The organism is Bradyrhizobium sp. LMTR 3, assembly GCF_001693485.1.
GTDB lineage: Bacteria > Pseudomonadota > Alphaproteobacteria > Rhizobiales > Xanthobacteraceae > Bradyrhizobium.
The window spans coordinates 301,158-327,185 of record NZ_MAXC01000043.1 but is presented as its reverse complement, the minus strand read 5'-3'; the positions used below and the strand labels follow the sequence as shown (position 1 = coordinate 327,185).

General features: G+C 63.3%; 24 protein-coding genes and 1 pseudogene. 16 read left to right on the top strand and 9 right to left on the bottom strand.

Annotated features, from left to right (window positions below; translation table 11 throughout):
- Window positions 1-2: 2 nt before the first annotated feature.
- Complete coding sequence (locus LMTR3_RS25085) at window positions 3-770, top strand: ABC transporter ATP-binding protein (protein ID WP_065747858.1); 768 nt, start codon at window positions 3-5, stop codon at window positions 768-770.
- Window positions 763-1,491 (top strand): ABC transporter ATP-binding protein, encoded by a 729-nt coding sequence (locus tag LMTR3_RS25080; protein ID WP_065747652.1) that lies wholly within the window; start codon window positions 763-765, stop codon window positions 1,489-1,491. Before LMTR3_RS25085 ends, LMTR3_RS25080 begins: the two co-directional genes overlap by 8 nt.
- Before the next feature lie 347 nt (window positions 1,492-1,838).
- Here LMTR3_RS25080 and LMTR3_RS25075 read toward each other — a convergent pair whose 3' ends face one another.
- Complete coding sequence (locus tag LMTR3_RS25075; RefSeq protein ID WP_065747651.1) at window positions 1,839-3,275, bottom strand: glutamine synthetase family protein; 1,437 nt, start codon at window positions 3,273-3,275, stop codon at window positions 1,839-1,841.
- Between the two features lie 111 nt (window positions 3,276-3,386).
- Window positions 3,387-4,745 carry an aromatic ring-hydroxylating dioxygenase subunit alpha gene (locus LMTR3_RS25070; protein ID WP_065747650.1) on the bottom strand — a complete coding sequence of 453 codons (1,359 nt, stop codon included), beginning with the start codon at window positions 4,743-4,745 and terminating at the stop codon, window positions 3,387-3,389.
- 97 nt (window positions 4,746-4,842) lie between these two features.
- On the opposite strand from LMTR3_RS25070, the gene LMTR3_RS25065 reads away from it, so the two are divergent.
- Both LMTR3_RS25065 and LMTR3_RS25060 read left to right on the top strand, forming a co-directional pair.
- Complete coding sequence (locus tag LMTR3_RS25065) at window positions 4,843-5,634, top strand: IclR family transcriptional regulator domain-containing protein (RefSeq protein ID WP_065747857.1); 792 nt, start codon at window positions 4,843-4,845, stop codon at window positions 5,632-5,634.
- Window positions 5,635-5,638: 4 nt separating this feature from the next.
- Window positions 5,639-6,127: a GNAT family N-acetyltransferase gene (locus LMTR3_RS25060; RefSeq protein WP_065747649.1), complete on the top strand. Its 489-nt coding sequence runs from the start codon at window positions 5,639-5,641 to the stop codon at window positions 6,125-6,127.
- 97 nt (window positions 6,128-6,224) lie between these two features.
- On the opposite strand, the gene LMTR3_RS25055 is transcribed toward LMTR3_RS25060, so the two are convergent.
- The 4 genes and pseudogenes from LMTR3_RS25055 to LMTR3_RS25040 form a co-directional block, all read right to left on the bottom strand.
- On the bottom strand, window positions 6,225-6,758 hold the full coding sequence (locus LMTR3_RS25055) for a P-loop nucleotide/nucleoside kinase family protein (RefSeq protein WP_065747648.1): 534 nt from the start codon (window positions 6,756-6,758) through the stop codon (window positions 6,225-6,227).
- 25 nt (window positions 6,759-6,783) lie between these two features.
- The gene (locus LMTR3_RS25050) at window positions 6,784-7,008 is read right to left on the bottom strand and encodes a hypothetical protein (RefSeq protein ID WP_065747647.1); all 225 of its coding nucleotides are present in this window, start codon (window positions 7,006-7,008) and stop codon (window positions 6,784-6,786) included.
- A gap of 5 nt (window positions 7,009-7,013) precedes the next feature.
- Window positions 7,014-7,373, bottom strand: a complete 360-nt coding sequence (locus LMTR3_RS25045) for a PilZ domain-containing protein (RefSeq protein WP_065747646.1) — start codon at window positions 7,371-7,373, stop codon at window positions 7,014-7,016.
- 180 nt (window positions 7,374-7,553) lie between these two features.
- A pseudogene (locus LMTR3_RS25040) lies at window positions 7,554-8,522 on the bottom strand (helix-turn-helix transcriptional regulator); the annotation flags it as partial.
- Between the two features lie 64 nt (window positions 8,523-8,586).
- Between LMTR3_RS25040 and LMTR3_RS25035 the strand changes: the two are divergent.
- The 6 genes from LMTR3_RS25035 (at window position 8,587) to LMTR3_RS25010 (ending at window position 15,379) form a co-directional block, all read left to right on the top strand.
- Window positions 8,587-10,143: a benzoate-CoA ligase family protein gene (locus LMTR3_RS25035; RefSeq protein ID WP_065747644.1), complete on the top strand. Its 1,557-nt coding sequence runs from the start codon at window positions 8,587-8,589 to the stop codon at window positions 10,141-10,143.
- Window positions 10,144-10,351: 208 nt separating this feature from the next.
- A complete protein-coding gene (locus LMTR3_RS25030) occupies window positions 10,352-11,170 on the top strand; it encodes an alpha/beta fold hydrolase (RefSeq protein ID WP_065747643.1) in 819 nt (272 codons plus the stop codon).
- A 36-nt stretch (window positions 11,171-11,206) separates the two neighbouring features.
- Window positions 11,207-11,725: a DUF309 domain-containing protein gene (locus LMTR3_RS25025; protein WP_065747642.1), complete on the top strand. Its 519-nt coding sequence runs from the start codon at window positions 11,207-11,209 to the stop codon at window positions 11,723-11,725.
- Between the two features lie 106 nt (window positions 11,726-11,831).
- Window positions 11,832-13,520 (top strand): 2,3-epoxybenzoyl-CoA dihydrolase, encoded by a 1,689-nt coding sequence (gene boxC / locus LMTR3_RS25020; RefSeq protein WP_065747641.1) that lies wholly within the window; start codon window positions 11,832-11,834, stop codon window positions 13,518-13,520.
- 109 nt (window positions 13,521-13,629) lie between these two features.
- Entirely contained in the window at window positions 13,630-15,066 is a 1,437-nt protein-coding gene (gene boxB / locus LMTR3_RS25015) for a benzoyl-CoA 2,3-epoxidase subunit BoxB (protein WP_065747856.1), read from the top strand.
- Window positions 15,067-15,094: 28 nt separating this feature from the next.
- Window positions 15,095-15,379, top strand: coding sequence for a hypothetical protein (locus LMTR3_RS25010; RefSeq protein ID WP_065747640.1), 285 nt, complete (start codon window positions 15,095-15,097; stop codon window positions 15,377-15,379).
- Between the two features lie 158 nt (window positions 15,380-15,537).
- Here the strand turns inward: LMTR3_RS25010 and LMTR3_RS25005 are convergent, their stop codons facing one another.
- Both LMTR3_RS25005 and LMTR3_RS25000 read right to left on the bottom strand, forming a co-directional pair.
- Window positions 15,538-16,338: an SDR family oxidoreductase gene (locus LMTR3_RS25005; RefSeq protein ID WP_065747639.1), complete on the bottom strand. Its 801-nt coding sequence runs from the start codon at window positions 16,336-16,338 to the stop codon at window positions 15,538-15,540.
- A gap of 259 nt (window positions 16,339-16,597) precedes the next feature.
- A complete protein-coding gene (locus tag LMTR3_RS25000) occupies window positions 16,598-17,656 on the bottom strand; it encodes a polysaccharide deacetylase family protein (protein ID WP_065747638.1) in 1,059 nt (352 codons plus the stop codon).
- Between the two features lie 168 nt (window positions 17,657-17,824).
- On the opposite strand from LMTR3_RS25000, the gene LMTR3_RS24995 reads away from it, so the two are divergent.
- The 4 genes from LMTR3_RS24995 to LMTR3_RS24980 all read left to right on the top strand — a co-directional run bounded on the left by LMTR3_RS24995 (window position 17,825) and on the right by LMTR3_RS24980 (window position 22,202).
- Entirely contained in the window at window positions 17,825-19,219 is a 1,395-nt protein-coding gene (locus tag LMTR3_RS24995; RefSeq protein WP_065747637.1) for an OmpA family protein, read from the top strand.
- 2 nt (window positions 19,220-19,221) lie between these two features.
- Complete coding sequence (locus LMTR3_RS24990) at window positions 19,222-19,518, top strand: hypothetical protein (RefSeq protein ID WP_065747636.1); 297 nt, start codon at window positions 19,222-19,224, stop codon at window positions 19,516-19,518.
- A gap of 277 nt (window positions 19,519-19,795) precedes the next feature.
- Window positions 19,796-20,854 carry a lysylphosphatidylglycerol synthase domain-containing protein gene (locus LMTR3_RS24985; protein WP_065747635.1) on the top strand — a complete coding sequence of 353 codons (1,059 nt, stop codon included), beginning with the start codon at window positions 19,796-19,798 and terminating at the stop codon, window positions 20,852-20,854.
- 46 nt (window positions 20,855-20,900) lie between these two features.
- Window positions 20,901-22,202 (top strand): ATP-binding protein, encoded by a 1,302-nt coding sequence (locus LMTR3_RS24980; RefSeq protein WP_065747634.1) that lies wholly within the window; start codon window positions 20,901-20,903, stop codon window positions 22,200-22,202.
- A gap of 10 nt (window positions 22,203-22,212) precedes the next feature.
- On the opposite strand, the gene LMTR3_RS24975 is transcribed toward LMTR3_RS24980, so the two are convergent.
- Window positions 22,213-22,683, bottom strand: coding sequence for an ArsR/SmtB family transcription factor (locus LMTR3_RS24975; protein ID WP_065747633.1), 471 nt, complete (start codon window positions 22,681-22,683; stop codon window positions 22,213-22,215).
- 218 nt (window positions 22,684-22,901) lie between these two features.
- On the opposite strand from LMTR3_RS24975, the gene LMTR3_RS24970 reads away from it, so the two are divergent.
- Both LMTR3_RS24970 and LMTR3_RS24965 read left to right on the top strand, forming a co-directional pair.
- Entirely contained in the window at window positions 22,902-23,423 is a 522-nt protein-coding gene (locus tag LMTR3_RS24970) for an arsenate reductase (azurin) small subunit (protein ID WP_065747632.1), read from the top strand.
- Window positions 23,424-23,438: 15 nt separating this feature from the next.
- Complete coding sequence (locus LMTR3_RS24965; RefSeq protein WP_065747631.1) at window positions 23,439-25,901, top strand: arsenate reductase (azurin) large subunit; 2,463 nt, start codon at window positions 23,439-23,441, stop codon at window positions 25,899-25,901.
- Window positions 25,902-26,028: the final 127 nt, after the last annotated feature.

The window sequence follows — 26,028 nt, the reverse complement described above, 5'->3', positions numbered from 1 at the left end:
CTTTGGCTGATCCCTTGCTTCGCGTCGAAAGCCTGGTCCGCCGCTTCGGCGGCATCAAGGCCACCGACAATCTGTCGCTCGACGTGTTGCCGGGCGAACTGCACGCTATCATTGGCCCCAACGGTGCCGGCAAGACGACGCTGATCAGCCAGTTGACCGGACAATTAATGCCGAATTCCGGCGCCATTCACTTCGCCGGCCGCGACGTCACCTGGCTGCCGTCCTATCAGCGCAGCCGGCTTGGCCTGGCGCGCTCGTTCCAGATCACCTGCCTGCTGCCGGATTTTACCGCAGCCGACAATGTCGCGCTCGCAGCCCAGGCGCATGACGGCCACTCGTTCCGCTTCTGGGGCGCGGCCCGCAAGGAGAGGCATCTGCGCGACGCGGCGCAGGCGGCGCTCGCGCGGGTAGGGCTCGCCAAACGCGCCGATGTGCTGGTGTCGGAATTGAGCCACGGCGAACAGCGCGAGCTCGAGCTGGCGGTGGCGCTCGCCACCAAGCCGCAATTGCTGCTGCTCGACGAGCCGATGGCCGGCCTCGGCGTCACCGAATCCGCGCGCATGGTGGCGCTGCTGAAGGAATTGCGGAAGGAAGTCACCATCGTGCTGGTCGAGCACGACATGGAGGCGGTGTTCGCGCTGGCCGACCGTATCACCGTGCTGGTCTATGGTCGCGTGATCGCGTCCGGCGATCCCGAAGCCATCCGCAACAATGAGGAAGTCAAGCGCGCCTATCTCGGCGAGCAGCATGCGGTGACGCGCCATGGCTGAGTCCAAAATGGCTGAGACCCTGCTGGAAATCGACGGCGTTGAGACCTGCTACGGCCTCAGCCAGGTGCTGTTCGGCGTGTCGCTGAAAGTGCGCGCCGGCGAGATGGTAGCCCTGATGGGCCGCAACGGCATGGGCAAGACCACGACCATCCGCTCCATCATGGGCATGACGCCGGCCCGCGCGGGCACGATCCGCTTCGCGGGTGAGCAAGTGCGCAGCCTGCCGTCCTACAGAATCGCAAAACTCGGCATCGGCCTGGTGCCGGAAGGCCGCCAGATCTTTCCGAACCTGACGGTCTACGAGAATCTGGTGGCGGCTTCGGGCAACCGCTCAGGCAACTCCGATCCCTGGACCATCGACAAGATCCACGCGCTGTTTCCGCGGCTCGCCGAGCGCGGCAACAACATGGGCGTGACCTTGTCCGGCGGCGAGCAGCAGATGCTGGCGATCGGCCGCGCGCTGATGACCAACCCAAAACTTCTCGTCCTCGACGAAGCCACCGAAGGCCTCGCACCGCTGATCCGCGAGGAAATCTGGAACTGCCTGTCGATGCTGAAGGGCCGCGGCCAATCCGTGCTCGTCATCGACAAGAACGTCGCCAACCTCTCCCGCATCGCCGACCGCCACTACATCATCGAGCGCGGCCGCACGGTGTGGACGGGGACCAGCGAGCAGTTAATTGCCGAGCCGGACCTGCAGCACCGGTATCTCGGGATTTGAGCTACCTCTGCCGTCGTCCCTGCGAACGCAGGGACCCCGAGCGTGAGCGCAATTGCGCTCATCGCGGCGCCGCGGCCCGCGGAAATGGCACACGGCGAGACGACTTTGCTTCAACGACGAAGTGCGGTGGTTATGGGCCCCTGCTTTCGCAGGGGCGACGGATAATGTGGCGACAGCGAGCTCTGCGGGTAAGATGAATTTTCCATCCCCGTCGTCCCTGCGAACGCTAGGACCCATACGCCGCGGCCCGCGGAAATGGCACACGGCGAGACGGCTTTGCTTCAACGACAAAATGCGGTGGTTATGGGCCCCTGCGTTCGCAGGGGCGACGGGAGAGCGCCGCCCCTTCAAAACATCTCGAAATATTCGCGGTGCTCCCAGTCCGATACTTCGGCCTGAAACCGCTCGATCTCCGCGTTCTTGATGTGGACGTAATAGTCCACGAACTCCGCCCCCAGCGCCTGCCGGAAGAACGGATCGTCCTGCAGCGCGAACACGGCTTCCCGCAAGCTCTTCGGCAATAGCGCGGCCTTGGTCTCGTACGGCGTATCCGCCGACGGCCCGGGATCGAGCTCGCGGTCGACGCCGTCGATGCCTGAGAGAATCTGCGAGGCCATGTAAAGATACGGATTCGCGGCGGGCTCGCCGATGCGGTTTTCCAGCCGTGTCGCGCTATCGCCCGGACCGCCGAGCACGCGGATCATGACGCCGCGGTTGTCGCGGCCCCAGATCGCGCGATCGGGCGCCAGCGAATAGGAGCGGTAGCGCTTGTAGCCGTTGATGGTCGGCGTCGTGAACACGGTGGACGCCCGGGCGTGCTCCAGGAGTCCCGCGAGATAGGCGCGTCCAAACGGGCTCAGCACCTCGTCTTTGTCGCCGGCCATGAACGCATTCTCCCCGCTGGCGCGCGACACCAGCGATTGATGCAGGTGCCAGCCGGAGGCGAAGACATTGGGCAGTTTAGGCCGGCACATGAAGGTCGCGTGATGGCCGTGGCGGCGCGCGATCTGCTTCACGGCCGAGCGGAACAGCACCATGTTGTCGGCGGGCGCGAGGCCTTTGGTCGGCGGGAAGGTGAATTCGCACTGGCTCGGTCCGAACTCGACCTCGACCGAACGTAAGGGAAGGCCGAGCGCCAGCACGTCACGGCGGATGATCTCCAGCGCCGGCTCCATCTGGTCGTAGCGCTGCTCGGTGAGATACTGGTAGCCGTGCGACAGCAGGCTCACCGATGGCGGCCGACCCGGCTGTCCGGCATCCTCCGGCGTCATATGCGCGTCGTCGAGCTTGAAGAGATGGAATTCAACCTCGAGGCCTGCGACGAAATCGTAGCCGCGCTGTCCGAGCTGATCGATCACCTTGCGATAGAGATGCCGCGTGGCGAACGGCACCGGACGGCCATCGTTGAAGTAGAGATCGCACAGCAGCCAGCCGGTGGTCGGCGCCCATGGCAGTACCCGAAACGTTGTGGGGTCGGCGACCATCAAGACGTCGGCGGCGCCTTCCATCTCCTTGATGCCGAACCCGCCGCCGGCCGTGAACACCGGGAACACCGTCTTGTGCGAAGTGTCCTTGGCGAGCATGGTCGTGGTGATGGAGCAGCCGCTCTCCAGCGAGGCGATCGCTTCGCTCGCGACCAGCGTCTTGCCGCGGAGGATGCCGTGCTGGTCGGGGAATGACAGGCGGATGACTTCGAGGTCTTTCTCCTCGACGATCCTGCGCAGGCGGCTCGCGGCTTCGCGCTGCTCGTTCGACCACAGCCCGTGACGTTTAACGAAACTCAACGCGTCACTCCCCATTTTCCCGTCATTCCGGGGCGATGCGCAGCATCGAACCCGGAATCTCGAGATTCCGGGTCTGGTCCTTCGGACCATCCCGGAATGACGGTGCTAGAATTACTCCGCCGCCGACAAATGCCGGATCTTGCCGGCAATCTCGGTCGGCACCGGCGCGGCCCATGGCGCGCCGCGGCGGCGCTTGACGTCGATTTCCATCCAGTAGATTTCCCAGCCCTGCGTGGGCCCGATGCCGTCCATGGTGGCAGGGCCCTGGATCGAGCGCGCATGCGCCGCGTCGAGGAACAGCATCGGCTTTTCGCCGCCGACCACCTTCTCGATCTCCTGCCGCAGCAGCCGGCGATATTGCACGATCGCCTTGTCCGATTGTCCCAGATGCTCGTTGGTGCGGTCCTGGATCGGGCCCATCGATTCCACCGCCCACTGGTCGTGGACGTTGATGTCGGTACCCATGCCGGTATAGGTCTCGGTTGCCTGTTCGTGCGGATCGAAGCCGTAATCGTTGCTCTTGTTCTTGCGCGACTTGTAATCCGGCAGCTCGTACAATTCGAGACGCTGGTCGCGCATCTTCTTCTTGTCGACCGGCGTCGTGTAAGAGGTGAAGATCGCGTACCAGTAGCAGTTCTCGTCATCGATCGGCACGTGCCACTGCGTGATCGTCATCTCCGTGCTCATCGGGATGACGAAGCCGTGCGGGAAAAGCTGGTTGGTGACGCGCACATGCGTGCGCTCTTCGTCGAGCTCGCGCAGCGCGATCAGGCGCAGGCCATACTCGGTATGTTCGACGTTGATGATCGGGTTGTCGTATTCGCGCAAGATCTTCGTCATCGGCATGTCGCTGCCGGCGGAAGCGCCGCGGAACTGCTTGCCGTAGGCGGTGGAAGTGTCCTCGTCCTCGAAGAAGCGGTGCAGGAAGGAGGCGTGCGCCGGATCGATGCCGACTTCCAGCGCCTGCAGCCAGTTGCAGTTGATGTGGCCCTTGAACGCAAAGGTATGGCTATCGGGCGCCACAAAACTGTCGATCTCCGGAAACGCCGGCGGTTCGCCTTCGCCGAGATAAGCCCAGAGGATGCCGCTCTTCTCGACCACGGGGTAGGAGCGCTGCTTGATGCCCTGGCACAGCTTTGAGTCCTTCGGCTCGGCTGGCGTCTCCAGGCATTGGCCGGAGACGTCGAACAGCCAGCCATGGAAGGCGCAGCGCAACCCGCCATTCTCCAGTCGCCCGAACGCGAGGTCGGCGCCGCGATGCGCGCAGCGGCGGTCGATCAGGCCGTAGCGCCCTTGCTCGTCGCGAAACAGCACGAGGTTTTCGCCGAGCAGTTTGACCGGACGAACCGGCCGCGATCCCTGCAACTCGTCGACCAGCGCCGCCGGCTGCCAGTACATCCGCATCAGTTTGCCGCACGGGTCCTTGCGCCCGGTTCGGGTGATCAGGTCGTTCGCTTCCTGGCTCATCATGGCGAGGATCTCCGATGGCTGGATTTGTTCGTCTATTGAACTTTTGTGCGATTCTAACGTAGGCTGAGCGTGAGGCAAGCGGATTATGGAGGCAGCGATGCCCAAGCTTAAGCGCGCGGCGGACGCTGACAACCGCAGTGCGACCGATTTCATCGAAAGCCTCGACCGCGGCCTGCGCGTGCTGGAAATATTCGGCGGCAGCCGGCAGCCGATGACGCTGAGCGACCTCGCCAAGGCGGCCGACCTGCCGCGTGCCACCGCGCGGCGCATCCTCTTCACGCTCGAACGCGCCGGCTTCGTCGCAACTGACGGCAAGCTGTTCCGCCTGACGCCGCGCGTGCTGGTACTGGCGTCAAGCTATCTCGCCTCCAACCATGTCGTCTCGGTGCTGCAGCCGGCGTTGGATAGGCTGTCGAGCGAGGCGCAGGAGATATCGTCGATGGCGATCCTCGACGGCAATGACGTCGTCTTCATCGCGCGCGCCAGCCCGACGCGAATCTTCTCGTCGGGCATCGATATCGGCTACCGGCTGCCGGCGTTCTGCACCTCGGTCGGCCGTGTCCTGCTGTCGCGGCTGGCCGACGACGAACTGGCCGCCGCGCTCGACCGGATGGAGCTTGCGCCGCTGACGCCGTTCACCGTCACCGACAAGAAGAAGTTGCTGAAGGCGATCATAGCCGATCGCGCGCAAGGCTATTCGCTGGTCGATCGCGAAGCCGAGCCGGGTTTCCGCTCGATCTCGGTGCCGATCCGCCGCTACGACGGCGCGATCGTCGCCGCCATCAACATGGGCGCGCATGTCGACCGCGTGTCCTCGGCCGAGATGGTCGAACGCTTCCTGCCGCGATTGCAGGAGACGGCGTCGTCGGTCAAGTCGATGCTGGTGTGATGCGATGATTGTCCGATCTGAAACGCCCGGCGACATTGCGGCGATCCGCTTCGTTGAAGAAGTAGCGTTCGGTCGGTCAGCCGAGGCCCGGTTGGTCGATGATCTCCGCGAGGCAGGCGACTCCGTTTTCTCGCTGGTTGCCGTTGATGACGGAACGGTCGTTGGCCACATCATGCTCTCAAGGATGAAAGCGCCGTTTCCTGCGCTCGCGCTCGCACCCGTAGCGGTACTGCCTGAATATCGGCGGACAGGCTTTGCCAGCCGGTTGATCCGCCAGGGAATCGCCCGCAGCGAGGCCGCCGGCTGGGCCGGGATCTTCGTCCTTGGCGATCCCGCTTTCTATCGGCGTTTCGGATTCGATGCGGCCAAAGCGAGCGGGTTCATCTCGCCTTATGCCGGACCGCATCTGATGGTCCTGCCGCTTGGACGCAGCGAACTTCCGACAACCGCGGGGACCATTCAGCATGCCTCCGCCTTTGCGAAGCTCGGATAGGCCCACCGTCATTGCGAGCCACCCGGTCGGCGCGAAGTGCCGCCGGGGTGGCAGCTCGGGATGATGGAGAGGGCGAGCACGCTGTTCGACGTGCGCCTTAGGCATCGAGCCCAAAGTGCTGCACGATTTGCTGCGCGGTCACATCAGCCGGAATAGTCCCGGTATCCAGCCTGAGGCAATCGGGGCGCGGCACTGCGGTGAGGTCGTAGCGGTCGAGCTCCCGGATCAGGTGTTCTCCTGAAGATATTTTGCGCCGTGCGACCCGGTCGGGATGGCCGACCCGGCGCAACGCTTCGTCGCGCGAACAGTGCAGGAAGACTGGAAGCAATTCGCCGCCGTGACGCTGCACGATCTCCTCGATATCGTTGAATTGCTCCCGGTCTTCAGGCTCAGCATAGCAGAAGGTCGTGACCAGCAGCGGCACGCCGTGTTCGGCGGCAGCATCGAGCGCCGAACGCCGGACGTCATGGACTAGCTCCCAGAATCCGGGCGCGCCGAAGTCGAAGACCGTCAGCGCCAGATCGATGGCGGCGTGATTGTCCATCAGCCGGCCCGGAACGATCCGGAGCAGCGCCTTCGCAACCGTCAGCTTGCCGGCCGCCGGCGCTCCATGGAGGAAAAGCAGTTTCATGCGCCATCAGTATCGCGACTGGGTCCTAAGGCGGCAAGCGCTTGAGCGCGGCCTCGATCGCTTCGAACTTGGCGACGATCTGCGGCGTCACCAGATAGCGCAGCATCGCCGCGAGCGACAGGCCGACAACAACAGCGATAATCGCGTACTGCGTCATCAACGCCAGCAATATCGCGCGCAGTCGTCGCCGTCGGACTTTCGGCGGCTTGGCCGCAGCGAGAAGGGCGCCTTCGCCTTCAACCGTACTCATGCGATCTAGAACTCGTCCAGAAGCTGATCGAGGCGCGACTGCAGCCGCCGGTTGGCCTGTTCGGTCGCGCGCAGCTTGCGTGCCCATTCCAGCGGAATGACGTCGCCCCTCTCTTCTACATCTGAAAACGCCAGCCCGGCCGCGTTGTGGTCGCGCCAGACGAGGCGGGCCAGGCACGAGAGGCCCTGGCGCTCGATTTCGAAATCGATCCGGTCGGGGATGATGGCCGACTCCTCGAATTCGATCTTCGCCCCGCGCCTGCTGAAGTTGCGCACGGCACAGGCAAGCGTCGAATTGCGCGCGTTGAACGCGACCATCCCGCCGTAATAGACACGGGCTCTTTGGTGTTGACGGCGCTCCAGCATGATTGTCCTCCATGCGATTAACGCTTTAGTAACACTCCTTCAGCGTGTGTTGTAGCCGTCGCTCGCATGAAGCTTGTGCGGTGGTTAACGGTCGCGCTTGCCGACGGATGCAGCCGTCGAGCGCGCACCTTCGGCCCGGCCGAAACAGGCGTTTACGAATGGCGCGTTTCGTAGAAGCGATCAGGACACCGCGCTGCGCAGGCCGAACGCGTGCTTGTCATGCAGCACCGGCGCGACCGCATCGCTCAGCCGCGCTGCCGCCGCGTCGACGGAAAGCCCTGCGGTATCGACCACGGCTGACGCCCGCGCATAGAGCGGTTCGCGGCTGACCAGAATGTTGCGCAATTCCGCCATTGCCGAGCGATCATCCGCCATCGGCCGCAAATCGCCCTGGCGGCGGACGCGGGCCATGTGCTCTTCCGGCTCGGCCTTGAGCCAGATGGTATAGAACGACGACAGGATCAGGTCGAAGGTCAACGGCTCGGAGACGATGCCGCCGCCGGTCGCCAGCACCATCAACTCTTTACGCGCCAGCAATTGCGTCAACGCCGCCTGCTCCATGCGCCTAAAACCTTCCTGGCCGTAGAGCGCGATGATCTCGGCGACGGACAAGCCGTTCTGCGCCTCGACCTCCTTGTTGAGCTCGACGAACTTCCAGCCGATCTTCTTCGCCAGCATCCTGCCGAGGGTGGATTTGCCGGCGCCGCGCAGGCCGATCAGGGCGATGCCGGCAAAGGAAATCCGCCGCTGCGCCGATAGGCCGCCGCCGGCCAGCGCATCCTTGGCCTGCGCGATCTGGGCCGGCGTCGCCTTGCGCAAGAGATCGCGGATCACGGCCCAATCCGGCGTGGGCTCGGCCGAGGGAATGAGGTCTTCGAGATGCGCGCCCATTGCGTTCGACACGCGTCGCAGCAGCACGATCGAGACGTTGCCCTTGCCGCTCTCGAGCTGCGCGATATAGCGCTCCGAAATTCCGGAAACTTTTGCGAGCACTTTTCGCGACATGCCGCGAAGGGCGCGCATGGTGCGCACACGCTGGCCAAGCTGCTCAAGAAAGCCGGATTCGGGGTCGCTGGCCTCGGTCATTTCCCTCGTTCGGCATTGCGTCGGGGTGAACGGATTTCGGAAACATAATGCCGATGAGGATTGACAGCAAGCGTAGGCGGTGTCTTTGTATGAATTATAATTCTTAAAAGCTCAGGGGAGAAGCGTCGTGAGCGGCACGTCCGGTTCGTACAATGCGGTGACCTGGCTGCTCGACCGCAATGTCGAGGAGGGGCGCGGCGCCAAGCTCGCCTTTACCGACACCGTCACCGAACTCACCTATGGCGAGCTGCAACGGCAGACCCGCCGCGTTGCCAACATGCTGCGCCGGCTCGGCGTCCGCCGCGAAGAGCGCGTGGCGATGATCATGCTCGATACCGTGGACTTTCCCGCGGTGTTTCTCGGCGCGATCCGTGCCGGCGTCGTGCCGGTGCCGCTCAATACGCTGCTGACGTCGGAGCAGTACGCCTACATTCTCGGAGATTGCCGCGCGCGCGTGCTGTTCGTTTCCGAAGCGCTGCTGCCGGTCATCAAGGATGTCGTCGCGCGGATGCCGGACCTCGAGCACGTCATCGTTTCGGGCAAGGACGCGCACGGCCACAAGAAACTCTCCGATGAACTCGCGCGCGAGAGCGATACGTTTGCGACCGCGGCGACGCATCCCGACGAGCCGGCGTTCTGGCTGTATTCGTCGGGCTCGACCGGCATGCCCAAGGGCGTGCGCCACCTGCATGGCAATCTCGCCGCCACCGCGGAAACCTATGCCAAGCAGGTGCTCGGCATTCGCGGGGACGATGTTTGTCTCTCGGCGGCAAAACTGTTCTTCGCCTATGGGCTCGGCAACGCGCTGACGTTTCCGATGTCGGTCGGGGCTTCCACGGTGTTGCACACGGAACGGCCGACGCCGGCTGCGATGTTTGCGCTGATGAACAAGTACAACCCGACCATCTTTTACGGCGTGCCGACGCTGTTCGCCGCGATGCTCAACGACGAGACGCTAAAGGACGCGCGCGCCGGCAATCGCTTGCGCATCTGCACCTCCGCCGGCGAAGCGCTGCCGGAATCGGTCGGCAACGCCTGGAAGGCACGCTTCGGCGTCGACATTCTCGACGGCGTCGGCTCGACCGAGCTATTGCACATCTTCCTGTCCAATGCGCCTGGCGACATCAAATACGGCTCCTCCGGCCGGCCGGTGCCCGGCTACAAGGTGCGGCTGGTCAATGAAGCAGGTAGCGAAGTGGCCGATGGCGAAGTCGGCGAATTGCTGGTCGATGCGCCCTCGGCCGGCGAGGGCTACTGGAATCAGCGGGCCAAGAGCCGCGCGGCCTTCGAAGGCCACTGGACCCGCACCGGCGACAAATACACTCGCGACGCCGACGGCCGTTACACGTTCTGCGGCAGAAGCGACGACATGTTCAAGGTTTCGGGCATCTGGGTCTCGCCGTTCGAGGTCGAGAGCGCGCTGATCACCCACCCGGCCGTGCTCGAAGCCGCCGTCGTGCCCGAAGCCGATCCCGAAGGATTGTTGAAGCCGAAAGCCTTCGTCGTGCTGCGCGCCGGCGCCAGCACCGATGGACTGCATGAGGCGCTGAAGGAGCACGTCAAGCAGAAGATCGGCCCATGGAAATATCCGCGCTGGATCGACGTGGTGGACAGCCTGCCGAAGACGGCGACGGGGAAGATTCAACGGTTCAAGCTACGGGATGGTGAGACGGCAAAGTCATGATGGGTCCGTTGATTGGAGAGCGAAACGTCGTGACGTTTAAAGTGTCGTGTCGTTGCCACGTACTCGATCGTTCCCTCCCCCCTTGCGGGGGAGGGCTAGGGAGAGGGGTAAGCCGCAACGGCAGTGCCCGTGGCTACCCCTCTCCCCAACCCTCCCCCGCAAGGGGGGAGGGAGCTCACCGCGCCGTGTTGGGAGGGGAGCGGTTACAATGACAACCCTTACCCCATCAGGCTTCCTCACGGTCGGCGCTTCCCATCTCGAATACCGCATGATCGGTCCGTCGCCCGAGCACGCGCCTGTTATCGTGATGCTCCATGAGGGGCTCGGCTCGACCGGCCTGTGGGGCGATTTCCCGGACAAACTCCAGGCCGCGACGGGCGCCGGCGTATTCGTCTATTCGCGCGCGGGCTACGGCGCGTCGACGCCGGTAAAGCTGCCGCGCCCGCTCGACTACATGCATGTCGAGGCGCTCGACGTGCTGCCGAAACTGCTCGACAAGATCGGCTTTCGCCGCGGCCTGCTGCTGGGCCATTCCGATGGCGCTTCGATCGCGGCGATCTATGCGGGCTCGCATCAGGATCACCGCGTGCAGGGCCTCGCGCTGATCGCCCCGCATTTCATCGTCGAGGATATTTCGGTGGCGTCGATTGCGAATATCCGGACCGCCTACGAGACCACGAATCTGAAGGGCAAGCTTTCGCGCTGGCACAGGGACGTCGACAACGCCTTCTACGGCTGGAACGGAGCATGGCTCGATCCTGACTTCCGCAACTGGGATATTTCCGAATACCTCGCCTATATCCGCGTTCCGATAGCGATCCTGCAAGGCGTGGATGACCAATATGGGACCATGCGGCAGGTCGAGATTGCCAGGGAAGAGTGCTACTGTCCGGTCGATGTGACTGTGATTCCAGGCGCGGGACATCAGCCGCATCGCGAAGCGCCGGAGGCGACGCTCGATGCGATTTCGGATTTCGCAAAGGCGGTGTTGCACACCGATAGCGGCTCGCAGGGACGGGCCGCGTAGCGCATTTGTTCATGCGTTTGCCGAGGCGCTGCTCCAATGACCGCGGCGCCCTCAGGCATCGGTCACCTGCCGCTGCCGCGATGGGCCTATGTGCCCGGCCAGTCCAAGGAAGCCGCCGCCGACTACGAAACGCTGGCGCAGATCGCAGCACTGGTGCCGGCGCGCTTCCAGGGCTACGTGCCGGCGCGCCACCCGGCGCTGCGGTACGGCATGGCGCTCAACGACCACGGCTACTTCTGGGAATCGCAGGAGATACTGGAAGCGGTATGGGCGGCGGCGCCGCAGGGCGGCCGTGAGCGGATTTTGCTGCGCGCCTGCATCCTGATCACGACCGCCAATCTGCGGCTGCGCATGCAAAAGCCGCACGTCGCGGGGCGGCTATTCGGTGAAGCGCTCGGCGAACTCGAGGCGCTTGGTATGCGCAATGTCGGCGGCGACGGCTTTGCCGACAGCTTTCCGGTTGCGGCCTTGGCGGGTCTCATCAAGGCCAAACTGGAGCAGCCGCAGCTCGCCAAGGCCGATTGCGTGGCCTTCGCGGCCGCGGGCCGAACATGAAGCAAAATGCATGTTCCAGCCTTTTTGGCTAGACTCAATCAAAAACATGCACTATTGTGCATGCAGCGAACCAGACAAATCCTGAGAAAACGACAGAGGGTGGCTCATGGCCGGTGAAGATCGCGTCCTTGCGGGGGGAGCGAAATACATCGATTTTCAAACCGATCCGTCGCGCTACCGTCACTGGAAGTTGGCGGTCGAGGGCGAGGTCGCAACCCTCACCATGGACGTCGACGAGAATGCCGGCCTGTTCGAGGGCTATCAGCTCAAGCTGAATTCCTACGATCTCGGCGTCGACATCGAGCTCGCCGACGCCGTGCAGCGGCTGCGCTTCGAACATCCTGACGTGAAAGTGGTGGTGATGCGTTCCGGCAAGAACCGCGTGTTCTGCGCCGGCGCCAACATCCGCATGCTGGCGGGTGCGACCCACGCCCACAAGGTCAACTTCTGCAAATTCACCAACGAGACCCGCAACGGACTGGAAGATTCATCGGAAAATTCCGGGCAGCGCTTCATCACCGTCGTCAACGGCACCGCGGCCGGCGGCGGCTATGAGCTGGCGCTCGCGACCGATCACATCGTCATGGCCGATGACGGCGCCGCTGCCGTGGCGCTGCCGGAGGTGCCGCTGCTAGCGGTGTTGCCGGGCACCGGCGGGCTGACCCGTGTGGTCGACAAGCGCAAGGTGCGCCGCGACCATGCCGACTTCTTCTGCACCATCGAGGAAGGAATTAAAGGCAAGCGCGCCGTCGCGTGGCGGCTGGTCGATGAAATCGCGCCGAACAGCAAGCTCGAGGCCAAGGTTGCCGAGCGTGCGAAGGAATTCGCCGCCAGCTCGAAGCGCAACGGCACCGGCAAGGGCATCACGCTTGCGCCGCTCAACCGCACCATCGACGAGGCCGGCATCCGCTACGGCTTTGTCAGCGTCGACATCGACCGCACGGCGCGCATCGCGACCATTTCGATCAAGGCGCCGGAGGCGGCGGCGCCTGATGATATCGACGGCCTGATCGGGCAGGGCGCGTCGTTCTGGCCGCTCCAGGTGGCGCGCGAGCTCGATGATGCAATCCTTCACTTGCGCATCAACGAACTCGAAATCGCGATGCTGGTGTTCAAGTCGCACGGTGATCCCGCCAATGTGGTCGCTTGCGACGCGTTCCTCGAAGCCAACAAGGCGCACTGGCTGGTCAACGAGATCAGGCATTACTGGAAGCGGGTGTTGAAGCGCATCGATGTCACCTCACGCACGCTGGTGACGCTGGTCGAGCCCGGCTCCTGCTTTGCCGGCACGCTCGCCGAACTCGTGTTCGCCGCCGACCGCTCCTACATGCTGATCGGCTCACGCCAGGGCGACAACCGCCCGCCGCCGGCGATCCAGCTCACCGCGCTGAATTTCGGCCCCTATCCGATGAGCCACGGCCTGACCCGCCTGCAATCGCGCTTCCAGGCCGATCCGTCCGATCTGGAACGCGCGGAAGCCACCATCGGCACCACGCTCGACGCTGAGGAAGCCGAAGAGCTCGGTCTGGTCACCTTCGCGCTCGACGACATCGATTGGGACGACGAGGTGCGGGTGTTCCTGGAAGAGCGCACATCCTTCTCGCCCGACGGCCTAACCGGCATGGAAGCGAATCTGCGCTTCGTTGGTCCCGAGACCATGGAATCGAAAATCTTCTCGCGCCTCACGGCGTGGCAGAACTGGATCTTCCAGCGCCCCAACGCGGTCGGCGAAGAAGGCGCGCTGCGCCGCTACGGCACCGGCCAGAAGGCGCAATTCGATATGACGAGAGTTTAGGGGCGAATAGCGAATAGGGAATGGCGAATAGTTTGCCTCTCCTCCATTCGCTACTCGCCATTCGCTATTCGCCAAACACCCCCAACCACGGGAGGCCCCAATGAATTACATGAACGTCGACTACAGCACCAAAATCCCTAACAACGTGAATCTCAGCGAAGACCGCCAGGTGCTGAAGGCGCTGGAGGGCTGGCATCCCGGTTACATGGACTGGTGGGGCGACATGGGGCCGGAAGGTTTTCACCAGTCGCTGGTTTACCTGCGCACCGCCTATTCGGTCGATCCGCGCGGCTGGGCCAAGTTCGACTACGTCAAGATGCCGGAGTATCGCTGGGGCATCCTTCTTGCTCCCCAGGAAGAAAATCGCGTCATTCCCTTTGGCGAGAATTACGGCAAGCCGGCCTGGCAGGAAGTCCCCGGCGAACACCGCGCCACGCTGCGCCGCCTGATCGTGATCCAGGGCGACACCGAGCCCGCCTCCGTCGAGCAGCAGCGCCATCTCGGCAAGACCGCGCCCTCGCTCTACGACCTGCGCAACCTGTTCCAGGTCAATGTCGAGGAAGGCCGCCATCTCTGGGCGATGGTCTATCTCCTGCAGAAATATTTCGGCCGCGACGGCCGCGAGGAGGCCGACGATTTGCTACGCCGCCGCTCCGGCGATGCGGATTCCCCGCGCATGCTCGGTGCCTTCAATGAGGCGACGCCGGACTGGCTGTCGTTCTTCATGTTCACCTATTTCACCGACCGCGACGGCAAGATGCAGTTGCACTCGCTGGCGCAGTCCGGCTTCGATCCGCTGTCGCGCACCTGCCGCTTCATGCTGACCGAAGAGGCGCATCACATGTTCGTCGGCGAGACCGGCATCAGCCGCGTCGTGCAGCGCACCTGCGAGGCGATGAGGGCGGCCGGCATCACCGATCCGACCGATGTCGCCAAGGTCCGTGCGCTCGGCGTGATCGACCTGCCGACCATCCAGAAGAAGCTGAACCTGCACTATTCGCTGTCGCTCGATCTCTTTGGTTCGGAAGTCTCGACCAACGCGGCGAATGCCTTCAACGCCGGCATCAAGGGCCGCTACAAGGAAACCCAGATCGACGACGACCACCAGCTCAAGAACGCCACCTATCCGGTGCTCAAGCTGATCGACGGCGTGATCAAGCGCGTCGACGAGCCGGCGCTGACCGCGCTCAACATGCGGCTGCGCGACGACTACACGCAGGACTGCGTCAAGGGCATGCTGCGCTGGAACAAGGTGATTTCGACCGCGGGCTATCAGTACAAGCTGACCCTGCCGAACGTCGCGTTCCACCGACAGATCGGCGAGTTCAAGGACGTCCATGCGACGCCCGACGGCGTCCTGATCGACGATGCCACCTGGAACCAACGCAAGGGCGAATGGTTGCCTTCGTCGCAGGACGGCGACTTCATCGCCTCGCTGATGAAGCCGGTCACCGAAGCCGGCCAGTACGCCTCCTGGATCTCGCCGCCGAAGGTCGGCATCGACAACAAGCCCGGCGATTTCGAGTACGTGAAGATCGAAACCTGAACCCGCCCCGCAATCGGGGAGCAGTAACATGGACCCCGACCGCGATCTCGAACAACTAAACCGCGACCAACTGGTCGCGGAGGTGAAGCGCCTCAGGGCGGGCATCCGGACGCACCGCGACAGCACCGGCCACGACCTGTGCTGGCACCATCCCAATCTCTGGGGCCACTTGCCCGAGCGGGTCACGCCCGACGTAGCCGTTCCGCCTTGGCCGAAATTCTTGCGCGGATGTTTGCGGTATCGTGAAGCGCTGGAGCGCGAACTGCCCAACGCGCCGAAGGCTGATGTCGAATATACGAAGGACGAGCCGTGATCTCTACGTCGTCCCGGCCTCGAGCCGGGACCCATAACCACAAGACGCTGTTATTTTGCGGGGCGTCTGTACTTGGGTCTGTACTTGGCGCGCTCCTGATAGATCACGCGGTATGGGTCCCGGCGTTCGCCGGGACGACGCCGGTTATAGAAGCCGCACTACCCCGCAATCTCGTTTCCTGCAGTCGCATACACCACGCCGCCGTCCACCGCGATCGTATTGCCGACCACATAGTCGCCCGCGCGCGAGGCGAGATAGATCGCGACACCGGCCATATCCTCATCGGTGCCGATGCGCCGCGCCGGAACGCGTTTGGCGACCTCGTCGGACTGGTCGCGCGCGGCGCGGTTCATGTCCGATGCGAACGCGCCCGGCGCAATCGCGGTGACGTTGATGTTGTCCTTGATCAGCTTGGTCGCCATGCGCCGCGTCAGATGGATCACCGCCGCCTTGCTTGCCGCATAGGAATAGGTCTCCGTTGGGTTGACGAAGATGCCGTCGATGGAGGCGATGTTGATCACCTTGGCAGGCCGCTCGGGTGATGCCGCCGCGCGCAATGGTTTCGCCAGCGCCTTGGTCAGGAAGAACAGCGACTTGACGTTGAGGTCCATGACCTTGTCCCAGCCGCTTTCGGGGAATTCGTCGAATTCCGCGCCCCACGCCGCACCCGCATTGTTGACGAGGATGTCGAGCTTCGGCTCCAGCCTGATGATTTCGGATGCCAGCTTTTCGCAGCCTTCGACGGTCGAGATGTCGATCGGCAGTGCGATGCATTCGCCGTCATAGGCAGCGGTGAGTTCTTTGGCGGTCGCCTCGCAGGGACCTGCCTTGCGCGCGGTGATGTAAACCTTCGCCGCGCCCTGCGCGAGAAAGCCGGCCGCGATCATCTTGCCGATGCCGCGCGAGCCGCCCGTCACCAGCGCGATGCGGCCGTTGAGCGAGAACAGATCCTTGAACATTGCGTTCCTCCATTGCTTTGCCGGAGGTTTTGGGCGTGGGAGCAGGGTGAGTCAAGGACGCCGCTGCTCTTCCTTCTCCCCTTGTGGGAGAAGGTGGCATAGGCGGCCTTTGGCCGCCGTCACTTAGAACGCCGATGCTTCGCATCGGCTACGGCGCCGGATGAGGGGTTCTCTCCGCGGAAAGAACCCCTCATCCGTCTCGCTGCCGCTTCGCGCCAGCGATCCACCTTCTCCCACAAGGGGAGAAGGGAAGTGAGAACTACGCCGCGTCGATGCGGCGAAAGCCGTTCCACATCGCGGTGGCGGCGCCGGAGGTCAGGACGGGGATGATCCGTTCGTCCTGGTAGTTGCCGTTCAGCGAGACCCGCTGCAGCGCGGTGAGGTGATTGGCGCTTTCGGGGAAGATCATGCCCGGCCGCGTCGTGACTGCCGTCTTGAATCCCGCCGCCTTCGCCAGGGCGAATTCGCGCCGGCCCGCGGCGATCCGGTCGCCATAGGGATAGGCGAGATGAAGCACCGGCCGCTGCAACTCGGCTTCGATCCGCGTGCGGCTTTCGGTCAGTTCGAGCCACGCGGCCTCTTCGCTCTGCCGCGCCAGATTGCAATGCGTGACCGTATGCGCGCCGATCGTCACCAAGGAATCGTCCGCGAACGCCTTCAATTCCTCCCAGGACATGCAGAGATCGCGGGCGATGAGAGACTCGTCGACGTCATGGCGCGTGCATAGCGCGGAGATTTCGCGCTGCACGTCGTGTTCGCCCGGAAGTCCGCGCAGCCAGTCGTGCATGCGGTCGAAGGCCGCCTGCTTGGCTGCCGGCGTCGAGGTATCGAGGCGGGTGGCTGCGCCGCCGATCGGGACTTCGATCGAGGCCGTCTTGGCGATCGCTTTTTCGAGCGCGACCCACCACAACCTTCCAGTGCCTTCGGCGAAATCGCTCGTGACGTAAACGGTAAGGGGCGCGTCAAACTCACGCATCACCGGCAGAGCGTAATCGCGATTGTCGCGATAGCCGTCGTCGAGGGTAAAGCAGGCAAAGCGCCGCGCGAAATCCCGCTTCTGGAGTCGCTGATGCACCTCGTCCATGGTGACGATGTCGACGTCGAGCGCGCGAAGATGCGCGAGCATCGCGCGCAAGAACTCCGGCTCGACTTCGAGATGATGATTGGGTTGAAACTCGCCGTCGCGGCGCGGACGGACGTGGTGCAGCATGAAAATGACGCCGACGCCTGCGAAGATTGGTCGCAGCAGGTAGTGCGCTCTGGAGAAGTACAGCGCTTCCAGCCCGGCGCGAATGACGGTGTTGCGAAGCAGTTTCATCGAGATGCGGGGCTGCCCGGTTAATTACGGGGACGAAACTAGCGACAGACGGCTGAAGAAACTGTTAGCCCGACCGATTTCCGTCTCCTTTCGCGCCTGCGACATTTCGGGTTTGACAGCCCCGCAAGGGTTTGTTTTCTCTCCGCTCCAGACCCGGCGGGAACTCGAATGCGCGGACTTTTCAAGTGGAGCAGCAAATGGTGGCCGGGTGTGATTCCGCTGGTCATCTGTTGGGCTATCGCGGCCTGGACGAGCACCGAACCGCTGGAAATCGACCTCGCGCAGCGTTCGGCCGCAGCCCTCAAGGGGACCATCCTCGATAAGCGGCGGATCTCGGTCGACGGCCGTGACGTGACCCTGGCTGCAGACGCATTCTCGGAAGACGGACGGCAGAGTGCGGTGGCTTCGGTCGAAGCGGTGCCGGGCGTGCGTTTGGTTAACGACCAAACCCGGCTCGTTCCCGAAGCCAAGCCGTTCGTCTGGTCCGCCGAACGCGACGTCGTCCGGGTGACGCTATCGGGTAGTTCGCCCCTGCCGGCGAGCAAGGGCCGGCTGATGGAGGCGGCTCGCGCCAGCCTCGGCGGCGTCGAGGTGGTCGACCGGACGAATCTTGCGCGCGGGGCGCCGCCGCGTTTCGACAATGCCGCGCTGTTGCTGCTCGACCAGATCGGCAAGCTGAAGGACGGCAAGATCACGCTGTCGGACACCACGGTCAGCCTGTCCGGCATGGCACGCGAACTCGGCGGCCGGGAAACCATCGCCGCCGCGCTGAAAAATCTGCCCGAGGGTTTTTCGGTCGCAGCCAACGAGGTCAAGGCACCGCCCTACATTTTCCAGGCCTACAAGGATCCCGTCGCGGTAACGCTGACGCTGACCGGCAACGTGCCTGACAGCAACGTCCACGCCGCGCTCGTGGCCGCGGCGGGACGGAAATTCTTTCGCGAAAAGGTCGTCGACAACCTGAAGGAGAGCATCGGCGCGCCATCGGGCTTCGCCGCCGCGGTGGTGCCTGCGCTCGGCGCGCTGTCGCGGCTGTCGACCGGCACGCTCGTCGTGACCGACCGGGACGTGACGCTGTCGGGCGATGCGCTCTATGAAAACGCCGCCAGTCAGATCCGCGCCGGCCTTGGCAAGGATTTTCCGCCGCGCTGGCAGTTCAAGCCGGAAATCTCGGTCAAGCCGGCCGCGGCGCCGGTGGACGCAACGGTCTGCCAGCAATTATTTACCGAGCTGCTCGGCAAGGCCCGGATCCGCTTCGAATCCGGCAAGGCCGACATCGTCGCCGATTCCGCCGGTCTGCTCGATCGCCTGATCGAAACCGCGTTGCGCTGTCCGGCCGCCAATATCGAGATCGCTGGACATACCGATACCGACGGCGACGAGGCGGCCAACCAGGCGCTGTCCGAGCGGCGCGCGCAGGCGGTCGCCGACTATCTGGTCAAGGCGGGATTACCTGCCAACCGGTTCAGCGCGGTCGGCTACGGCTCGACACAGCCGATTGCGGGTAACGAGACCGACCAGGGCAAGGCGCAGAACCGCCGCATCGATTTCGTGGTGAAGTGAGCATGGCCAATCTGACCACATTCTACTGGGGCTGGCTCTTGGCATCGGTGCTTCTCGGCTTCGGCATGGGCTGGATATCCGTGGTTCAGCATGGCGAAGGCATCTCGCGGAAATGGCGATGGGCGCTCTCGGCTTTGGTCGCGGCGCTGGTCGCAGCCGCGCTCGCGCGCGTCGTACCCGGCCGTTTCGGCTATTGGCTCGATCTCGGTCTGATCATGTTCGCGCTCTACCTCTGCGGCTGTGCGGTCGGGTCATGGTTGCGCGACTGGGTGGTCTCGCGCAGTGCGCCGCCGGCTTGACTGCATCATGAGCCGGCCAGCTTTACCCCCGTCACTGTCACGGGTTGTTGACCGGTCCTGGCTATGGTCCGAAACTCCCATCGGGCGGCGGGAATGCAGCAAAACTGTGCTACCGCCGTCATCAACTTCGCCTAATATGTTGAAGAAGCGCGTTTTATTGTCGTCATGCGAATTCCACTCCGGCCCAAAACGCGCTACCAGAGGGGCAAGGGAGCCGCGTAGCGGCGGCGGGGTTCGCGCCATTGCCGTCGTCGCAGAAGCGCAATTCGAGGTGTAGATGCTGGAAGCAATACGCAGGGCAACTTCGTTTCTGCGCCAGAAACAGGTCCTGCATAAGCTCGGGGTCCTTATCAGCATCACGGTCATCGCCGTTGCGTGCTACGTGCTCTATCACATGCTCCGCGGCATCGACACCAACGAGGTGATCGACGCCATCAAGGGCACCGAGCCGCGCCGGATCGCGCTGGCGGCCCTGTTCGTGGCGGCGGGCTATTTCACGCTGACCTTCTATGACTGGTTCGCCGTCCACGCCATCGGCCAGCACCACATACCCTACCGCATCAACGCGCTGGCCGCCTTCACCTCCTATTCGATCGGGCACAATGTCGGCGCCAGCGTCTTTACCGGCGGCGCGGTGCGCTACCGGATTTATTCGGCCTGGGGGTTGAACGCGATCGACGTCGCCAAGATCTGCTTCCTGGCCGGGCTCACCTTCTGGCTTGGCAATGCCGCGGTCTTGGGACTGGGCATCGCCTACCACCCGGAAGCCGCCGCCGCGATCGATCAACTGCCGGCCTGGCTCAACCGTGTTGCGGCGTTCGGAATCATCATCGCCCTGGTCGGCTATGTCGCCTGGGTATGGGCCCAGCCGCGCGGGGTCGGTCGCGGACCGTGGACGGTCACCCTGCCGGGCGGCCCGCTGACGCTGCTGCAGATCGCCATCGGCATCGTCGATCTCGGGTTCTGTGCGCTGGCGATGTACATGCTGGTGCCGAGCGAGCCCGATATCGGCTTTGTCGTCGTCGCGGTCATCTTCGTCTCGGCCACGCTGTTGGGGTTCGCCAGCCATTCGCCGGGCGGGCTCGGCGTGTTCGATGCCGCCATGCTGGTCGGCCTCTGGCAGATGGACCGGGAGGAACTGCTCGCCGGCATGCTGCTGTTCCGGGTCCTCTATTATATCGGGCCTTTTGTCATATCTGTAATCTTGCTGACGCTTCGGGAGATTATCATCGGCGCGCGATCGAAGCGCCTGCGCCAGTTGGCGTCTGCCGCCGACCCCGAGCCGAGGCATGAGGCCCCCGTCTATGTGCGCGAGCGTGGAGACACCGGCGCCTGACGATGTGGCGGGCGCCTCGCGAATAGCGGAAGGAAAGCCTGCGTCCATGGCGATAGACGATTCGAATTCCTCCTCCTTCTTTGCACCGTGGCCGGACCGGTTGCGGCATTCGGCCATCATCCTGTTGGCCGCCGGACTGGCGCTGTGCGCGCTGGTGCTGCTGGCCGATCTCTCGCTGGCGCGTGCGGTAGCGGTCTTCATTTGCATCGCCGCCGCAGCGCTGGTGCCGTGGCGGCTGCATGATACCGCCGGTTCCCGCGAGGATGTCCGCGCCGTCAGTCCGGTTGAATCTGCCGCCGTCAGCGCGGTCGTTGCCGGCATGCCTGACCCGGCCGTGCTGCTCGACCGCGCCGGTCGCGTGATTCATCTCAATGCGGCGGCCGCCCAGCTCGCGCCAGCGCTGCGCAAGAACGAACTCGCCCAGTTCGCGCTGCGCTCTCCCGAGATCATCACCGCATTGCGCGAGGCGATCGCGACCAGCGAGCCGCGCCGCGCCAACTATCTCGACCAGGTGCCGGTCGACCGCTGGATGGAACTGGTCATCACGCCGGTACCGGTGCCGACGCTGTTCGGCGGCACCGAACGATGCATGCTGATGACCTTCCACGACCAGACGCCGCTGCGGCGGGTCGAGGAAATGCGCGCCGATTTCGTCGCCAATGCCAGCCATGAGCTGCGCACGCCGCTCGCCGCCTTGTCGGGCTTCATCGATACGCTGCAGGGCCCGGCCAAGGATGATGCCAAGGCGCGCGAGCGCTTTCTCTCCATCATGCATGCGCAGGCAACGCGGATGGCGCGGCTGATCGACGACCTGCTGTCGCTGTCGCGGGTCGAGCTGTCGGCGCATGTCCGCCCGGAAGCTTGTGTCGATATCGTGCCGATCATTCGCCAGGTCGCCGACGGGCTGGAGCCGCTGGCCAGGGAACGCCAGGTCGCGATCGAGATCGATCTGCCGGAGGCGCCGGTCGCGATTGCGGGCGATCGCGAGGAACTGCTGCGGCTGTTCGAGAACCTGATCGAGAACGGGCTCAAATATGGGGCGTCCGGCGGGAGGGTGATCGTCTCGCTGAGCCAGGTCGCATCGGGAGAGGGCGCGCCGGAAGTGCGCGTCACGGTCCGCGATTTCGGCCCGGGCATTGCGCCCGAGCACCTGCCGCGGCTGACCGAGCGCTTCTACCGGGTCGATGTCGGCGATAGCCGCGCGCAGGGCGGAACCGGGCTCGGTTTATCCTTGGTGAAACATATTCTTAACCGCCATCGCGGCCGGCTGTTGATCGAAAGCGTGCCGAAAAACGGCGCCACCTTCACCGCCTGTTTTCCTCAGGCGAAACCGAGGCCCGAAGCCTGAAATCCAACAACTAGCTCTTTCGGGCGCGGGCCGCCGATTGCACCCTTTTTGCTTTCCTCTGGGCTGTAGCCTTGGCTGATGAAGGCGGGCAGCAAGGCCCCCCGGCCGGTCCAGTAAGCATGTTGCAAAGTTCGGGATGACCGTCGCAGCAATCGTTGACCAGGAATTGGAGCAGCGACTGCATTCCCTCCACATCCGAGCGATATACGATGGTGCGACCGTCGCGGGCTGCGCGCAGCAATCCCGCACGCACCAAAATCGCCAGGTGCGAGGAAAGGCTATTGTGCGGTGCACCGATGGTTTCGGCGATCACGCCTGCCGTGATGCCAACCGGCTCGTGTGTGATCAGCAGCCGAAAGACAGCAAGGCGCGTCGGTTGCGCCAGCGCCGCGAGCGCGGAAATGGCGTGGGCTTCGGTGAGCTGGTTGCCGGGCGACACAGAGCTGGCGTGGCTTGCGACGGCCAGCATGGATTTGCGCATTGCTTCATGCCTTCGAACGATTCGGAATCTCGAACTTTTACCGACGGGTGTGGTGACAGGCTAGAACAATTCCATTATTGAATATGTCGAGATGTCTCGACAGATGGCTTCTGTACCGAAAACGCGAAAGGCTCGCGAGACATCAGCCGGTAGGCGTTACCGGCTGACCGAGGAAACCCGCCGATAGGCGTATCGGCGTAGCCGAGGAGTGAGTTACCATGTCGCGATGCGATCGCATGGTCGATGTCGGCCGCCGAAAATTCCTGGGCGGCGCAGGTCTTGCCGCCGCCGGTGCAGCCGCCTCCACAATCGTTTCGACGCAAGCCAAAGCCGCTCCGCCCGCCGCGCGCGTCGACTATCCCTCAAACCGGCTCGCCAATGTCGGTGATCTCAAGCTTAACGAGCCGGTGAACGTCTCTTATCCCGATGGTGATGCGCCGGGCGTACTTTTGAAGCTCGGCAAGAAAGTACCGGGCGGCGTCGGTGCGGATGGTGACATCGTGGGCTTCTCGATCGTATGCCCGCACAAGGGATTTCCGCTCAGCTACAATGCCGCCGACAAAACGATGAATTGCCCCGGGCATTATTCACGCTTCGACTGCGAGGCCGGCGGCCGGCAGGTCTGGGGCCAGGCAACGCAGAATCTCCCGCAATACGTGCTTCGTGTGGACGACAAGGGGGACATCTACGCCGAAGGCGTGGATGAGCTGCTCTACGGCCGTCTTTCCAATGTGCTGTGAGGGGGAGAAACGTTCATGGCCTACAAGCGTCAAATCGACCGGCTCCCGATCATCCCCGCGGACGCCAAGGAGTTCAACGTTACCTGCCATTACTGCATCGTGGGATGCGGCTACAAAGCCTACACTTGGCCCGCCAACAAACAGGGCGGCGTGGCTCCGGGTCAGAATAAGTTCGGCGCGGACCTCGCCAAGCAGCAGCCTGCCGAAACTGACGCATGGTACGCACCCTCGATGTACAACGTCGTCCGCCAGAATGGCCAGGACGTTCACATCGTCATCAAGCCAGACAAGAACTGCGTTGTGAATTCAGGATTGGGATCAGTGCGGGGCGCACGGATGGCGGAGATGAGCTATTCGCAGCAGCGCAACACGCAACTTCAGCGCCTTACCGATCCCATGATCTGGCGCTACGGGCAAATGCAGCCCACAAGCTGGGACGACGCACTCGATCTGGTGGCGCGGGTTACCGTGGCCGTAATGAACGATATGGGCGAAGATGGGATATTCGTCTCAGCTTTCGACCACGGCGGTGCAGGCGGTGGTTACGAAAACACCTGGGGTACGGGGAAACTTTACTTTGGGGCGATGAAGATCAAGAACATCCGCATCCACAACCGGCCGGCTTACAATTCCGAAGTCCATGCAACCCGCGACATGGGCGTGGGCGAGCTCAACAACTGCTACGAAGATGCCGAACTTGCAGATACGATCGTGGCGGTTGGGACCAATGCCCTGGAAACGCAGACCAACTACTTCCTCAATCACTGGGTGCCGAACCTGCGCGGAGCTTCGCTCGACAAGAAGAAGGCGGCGTTTGGTTCGGAACCGGTAGATCGGGCAAAAGTCATCGTCGTCGATCCACGTCGGACGGTGACGGTCAATGCCTGCGAGGTCGAAGCCGGCAAAGACAACGTCATGCATCTGGCGATCAATTCCGGTACGGACCTGGCTCTGTTCAATGCCTGGATGACCTATATTGCGGAGAAGGGGTGGCTCGACAAGGCCTTCATTGACGCGTCGACTACCAACTTCGAGCAGATGAAGGCGGCGAACAAGATCAGCCTGGAGGACGCCGCCAAGATCACTGGCTTAAGCGCCGATCAAATTGGCAAATCGGCAGAATGGATCGCGCAGCCCAAGCCAGGCAACGTCCGTCGTCGAACGATGTTTGCGTACGAAAAGGGACTGATCTGGGGCAACGATAATTACCGGACCAACGGCGCGCTGGTAAACGTCGCGCTGGCGACCGGAAATGTCGGGCGCCCCGGGGGCGGTTGCGTCCGCATGGGTGGCCATCAGGAAGGCTATTCGCGGCCTACGGATGCTCATGTCGGCCGGCCGGCCGCCTACGTCGATAAGCTCTTGATAGAAGGCAAGGGCGGCGTGCATCACATCTGGGGATGTGACCACTACAAGACGACGCTGAACGCCTTCAAATTCAAGCAGAGCTACAAGAAGCGCACCGACATGGTGAAGGACGCAATGATGACCGCTCCCTATGGGGACCGGCCCGCCATGATCAATGCCATCGTCGGGGCCATCAAGAAGGGCGGACTGTTCGCGGTCGACGTCGACATCGTGCCAACCAAGATCGGTGAAGCGTGCCACGTGTGGCTGCCGGCAGCCACGTCGGGAGAAGCCAATCTTACCTCAATGAATGGCGAGCGGCGCATGCGCCTCACCGAGAAATACATGGACCCGCCAGGGCAGGCGATGCCTGATTGCCTGATCGCGGCACGCATCGCCAACCACATGGAGCGGCTGCTGCGTGAGCAAGGCAAGGCCAATATAGCCGACCGCTTCAAGGGCTTCGATTGGAAAACCGAAGAAGACGCCTTCATGGATGGCTATCACAAGCATGAAAAGGGCGGTCAGTTCGTTACCTATGAGCGCCTGCGAGCGATGGGTACCAACGGTTTCCAGGAACCCGCCGTCGATTTCAAGGACAACAAGATCATTGGCACCAAGCGACTGTTCACCGATGGAAGGTTCGGTACGAAGGACGGCAAGGCCAAGTTCATGGAAACGGCGTGGCGTGGCTTGCAAGCGCAGGGCAAGGAAGCCGAGAGCAAGAAATTCCCGTTCCTCATCAATAACGGCCGCGCCAATGTTGTCTGGCAGAACGCGTATCTCGACCAGGACAACGAGTTCGTCATGGACCAGATGCCGTATCCCTACATCCAGATGAACCCGAAGGACATGGAGGACCTCAAGCTCAAACAGGGCGATCTCGTTGAAGTCTACAACGACAACGGTTCGACGCAGGCCATGGTCTACCCCACGCCGACTGCCAAGCCGAAGCAAACCTTTATGCTGTTCGCCTATCCGACCGGCGTGCAAGGCAATGTGGTATCGGACGGCGTGAACGAATTCATCATCCCCAATTACAAGCAGACATGGGGAAGCATTCGCAAGCTCGCTGACGCGCCGGAAGGTGTCAAACATCTCAGCTTCAAGTCGCTCGACTACACGGCCTAAAATTTCGATGTTGATCCCGAGATCAAAGCCCGGTCGCCAACGGGCTAGCGACCGTGAGTACGACGGCTTGCGGAAAGTAGCCGCTGAGAGCACCGGCTATCGATCCCGCCAGGCTGGGGTCCTAATC